Below are 4,034 nucleotides of genomic sequence, written 5' to 3'. Positions count from 1 at the left end.
TGAACTGGACGGGAGAATGGTCATTCATTCGGCAACGATTTGCTGATTTTGAACAAGAAAAATTCTTAAAACAGCACTTAATTCCCGTCTGCGATCGCTATAGATATTAACGATCTTGTTCTACTTTTTATCATGTAACCTAGATTACAATTATGGTTTTAAATTAAAAATTGGGAACTCTATAAATATTAAGCATTAAATATCGAACATTAAACATTTGATAAATGGTAAATGCTAAATGATAAATGAAAAGACTCTACCCAATTTTCTGATTATTAGTGCTGCTAAAGCAGAAACAACTGCCTTATATAAATATCTCCAACAGCACCCTCAAATTTATATGACTCCTATTAAAGAAACTAATTTTTTGGCTGTTGAAGGTCAAGATATTAATTTTCAGGGTATCGAAGATGAGGCTTTGAAAGATTTCTCGATTACCGATCTAGCAACCTATCAAGCGCAGTTTGAAGATCTAAAAGCTAACACGATAACCTTGCAAGATATTTTTTCTTGGTTGGGGTTGGTAGGGAGTGCAGTATGAAACCAATCATCTGGCATTTAATTGGGGATAAATTGGTTGGAGGATCGAATCTTTTAGTTAAACAATTAGTTAATTCATCTCTAGAAAAACAATTTAATTTTGAAGTATTACGCCTCGAAGCCGCCAAAACAAAAATCAACAATTCTCCTCCCGATGTGATCGTTTGTCATTATCCTTGTGCTTGGAAATATCTCGCAGATTTATGCTTATTAAAACAACACAGCAAACTCTACATTTACGATCATCACTATTCCCAGAGATTTGAACAATATCAAGTTCCTTCTAAGTGTCGCTTTCGTTTAATGTTGCGCTTGGCTTACGGTATAGCTGATGGAGTAGTGAGTATTTCCCACGCTCAACGCGACTGGATGTTAGGTAACAAGTTGGTTAAACCTAGCAAAATTAGAACGATTTTTTCCGCTTCTCCCGTCGATCAATTCTTAATGATTCCAAACAAAAGTCCAAGTCTTCCCCTGAAAATTGGAGCTTTTGGTCGCTTCGATCCCCAAAAAGGCTTCGATCTCTTGTTATCAGCTTTTTCTAACTTATCACCCGCAGAATTCCAATTATATTTAGGTGGTTACGGGGAAGATGAACAGTTAATTAAAGATTTAGCTAAAAATTTACCCCACGTTAAATTACTTGGTGCAATTGAAGATGTACCAAGCTTTCTGTGTGACTGTGATGCGATAGCGATTCCATCCCGTTGGGAGCCTTGGGGATTGGTTTGTTTAGAAGCCAAAGCAGCGGGTAAACCAGTAATTGTTTTTGATGTTGACGGTTTGAGCGAGCAAGTCAGAGGAGAGGGGGAGATTGGGGAGACTGACAACAATAAATTTCAAATCGGTAATTGTGGTTTATTAGTACCTGCCAATGACATACAACAATTAGTAGCTGCAATTGAATTCTTACCCCAACAAGACTTAACCGCTTGGGGACAAGCAGCTAGGGGCTCAGTGGTTAATGCTTGGTCGGAATTTTTGCACAGTTGGTCAGTATTTTTAGAGGAAGTAACAGGGTAATGCTAAACAAGATCTGGAGCAAATTGAGTCAACGACTGAAAAAAGTAGATAGTCCTTTTACTCGCAATTTGGGCTGGTTAGGACTATCAGGGGCAGTAATTCGGGTAACGCGGTTGCTTACTACTATTGTACTGGCAAGGTTTCTCACCAAACACGATTATGGCTTAGTAGCAATTGTTTTGACAGTCAATGATATCGTGCGAGTTTTTACCCGTAATGGCATTGGTACTCGTTTAATTCAAGCTAAAGCTCAGAATATCGAGCAACTAGCACAGTCTGCTTATTGGCTTAATTGGTTAGTCTCCATAGCTTTATTTGTTTGTCAATGCTTAATTGCTTTTCCTCTAGCTTGGTTTTATCGCGATGAGCAATTAATTCTGCCTATATGTGCAATGGCGATTAGTTTACTTTTATTACCACATGGTTTGGTTCAAGCAGCCCTAATTCAACGAGAAAACCGTCTCAAAGCGATCGCGTTAGTGGAGATGGTGCAGTTTTCTACCGATAATATCTTGTCTTTGATATTTGCGATCGCAGGTTGGGGAATGTGGGCAATTATAGTTCCTAAGCTACTCGTCTCGCCAATTTGGGTCTATATTATGCTAAAAAATCATTCTTGGCGACCAAAACTTAAATTTACAGCCGTTGGCTGGGGCGATCTACTGCGCTTCGGACGCAATGTTTTAGGAGTAGAATTATTAAATAACTTACGGGGTAATTTGGATTATTTAATTGTCGGGCGTTTCCTCAGTATTGAAGCTTTAGGCGTTTATTATTTTGCTTTTAATGCTGGTTTAGGTATTAGCTTGGGAATTATTACCTCAATCAAATCCGCTTTATTACCCCATCTCTGCAATGCTCGCGCTAATCTATCACAGTTCAAACAGAGATACTTTAGCAGCCTCAAAACCATTTCTTTTATTGTTTTGCCTATGGTAATCTTGCAATCCAGCCTTGCACCTATTTACGTTCCCATTGTCTTTGGCGAAAAATGGATCCCCGCTATCCCTGTACTAATTGTAATTTGCTTATCAGCAATTCCCCGTCCTTTTGCTGATTCTGCTTCTCAGTTATTAATTGCCGTAGATAAACCTCAAATCGATTTACTCTGGAATGTTATCTTCACCGTCTTATTCAGCATTGCCTTATTAATTGGCGTACAGTGGCAAAGTATCGGTGTGGCAACTACAGTTTTATTAGTTCATGCGGTATGTTTGCCTTTATTTGCGATCTGGGCAACACAGTATGTATTTAAAAGGTTGTCTATAGTAGGGAGATCGGCGATCGAGTAAAGTTATACGATCATGTTAATACTTAACTATCGATCAAAATAAATTTAGCTTTTATAGGTTTTTGCCTAGCATAATATTAGGTGCAATAGATTACAAAATATGGTAACTCAAAAAGAAATTACTAACGAGAAAAAAGAAGCTGCCGAAAAAGAAATTCGCGACCAAAGAAAACCTGTAGACTACAACACATTAGAATATCCTATTGAAATACTCGTTCAAAAATATTTAGATGGAATAGACGAAGATAAAAATGAATTATTTATTCCAGACTACCAGAGGGAAATGGCTTGGGATGAAGATAGGCAATCGAAATTTATTGAATCTGTACTTTTAGGGTTACCAATACCTTATATTTTTGTAGCTGATATATCTGAATCAGAAGATTTGGCACGGTTGGAAATTATTGATGGTACACAAAGAATTCGTACTTTGGCTAAATTTGTCAAAAACGAATTGAGATTAAACAAACTTGAAAAATTACCAAGTCTTAATGGTTTTACTTTCAAAGATTTACCATTATCCCGTCAGAGACGTTTTCAAAGAAATACTATTAGAATGATTCAACTAACAGAGGAAGCAGATGAAGAAGTAAGAAGGGATCTTTTTGAAAGAATCAATACTGGTAGTGTGGAATTAAACGAAATGGAGAAACGCAGAGGAAGTAAACCAGGGAAGTTTCTCGATTTGATTGAAGAGTTATCAAAACTAGAGCAATTTCGCAATTTATGTTCTTTTACTGAAACCGAAATTAAAAAGCGAGATCCGCAAGAATTTGTTTTACGCTTCTTTGCATTTTTAAATAATTATCAAAATTATTCAGGTAGAAAAGTACATGAATTTTTAGACAAGTATTTAGAACAAGAAAATAAATCCGATTCTTTAGATCTTGACGCAATGCGAAATGAATTTATTTCGATGCTAAATTTTATGGAAAAATACTTTCCAAATGCTTTACATATTCATCGAAAATCTAAACAACGCTATGAGCCTACAACTAGAATTAAATTTGAATCAATTACTGTTGGTGTTGCTCTAGCATTAAGACAACATCCAAATTTAAAGCCAAAATCAACTTCTTTTTTGCATTCTCAAGAATTTAAACAATATACAAAATATGATAGTAGTGGTTCTCAAAATAAGGTTACACGACGTATTGAATATGTTAGAGATCAACTTTTA

At 36.2% G+C, this 4,034-nt stretch carries 4 protein-coding genes; all 4 read left to right on the top strand.

Going from position 1 to position 4,034, the window contains the following annotated elements:
- Positions 1-238 precede the first annotated feature (238 nt).
- The gene (locus tag AC33VI_RS09225; protein WP_491781973.1) at positions 239-541 is read left to right on the top strand and encodes a hypothetical protein; all 303 of its coding nucleotides are present in this window, start codon (positions 239-241) and stop codon (positions 539-541) included.
- On the top strand, positions 538-1,563 hold the full coding sequence (locus tag AC33VI_RS09220; RefSeq protein ID WP_491781972.1) for a glycosyltransferase family 4 protein: 1,026 nt from the start codon (positions 538-540) through the stop codon (positions 1,561-1,563). The genes AC33VI_RS09225 and AC33VI_RS09220 overlap by 4 nt, the downstream gene beginning before the upstream one ends.
- On the top strand, positions 1,563-2,855 hold the full coding sequence (locus AC33VI_RS09215; RefSeq protein ID WP_491781971.1) for a lipopolysaccharide biosynthesis protein: 1,293 nt from the start codon (positions 1,563-1,565) through the stop codon (positions 2,853-2,855). Before AC33VI_RS09220 ends, AC33VI_RS09215 begins: the two co-directional genes overlap by 1 nt.
- A 99-nt stretch (positions 2,856-2,954) precedes the next feature.
- The coding region (locus AC33VI_RS09210; protein ID WP_491781970.1) for a DUF262 domain-containing protein at positions 2,955-4,034 on the top strand (1,080 nt) is incomplete at its 3' end.

It is taken from the genome of Waterburya sp. (genome assembly GCF_058530065.1).
Note: the sequence above shows the minus strand (reverse complement) of the source record. Positions and strands in the feature narration are given on the sequence as shown.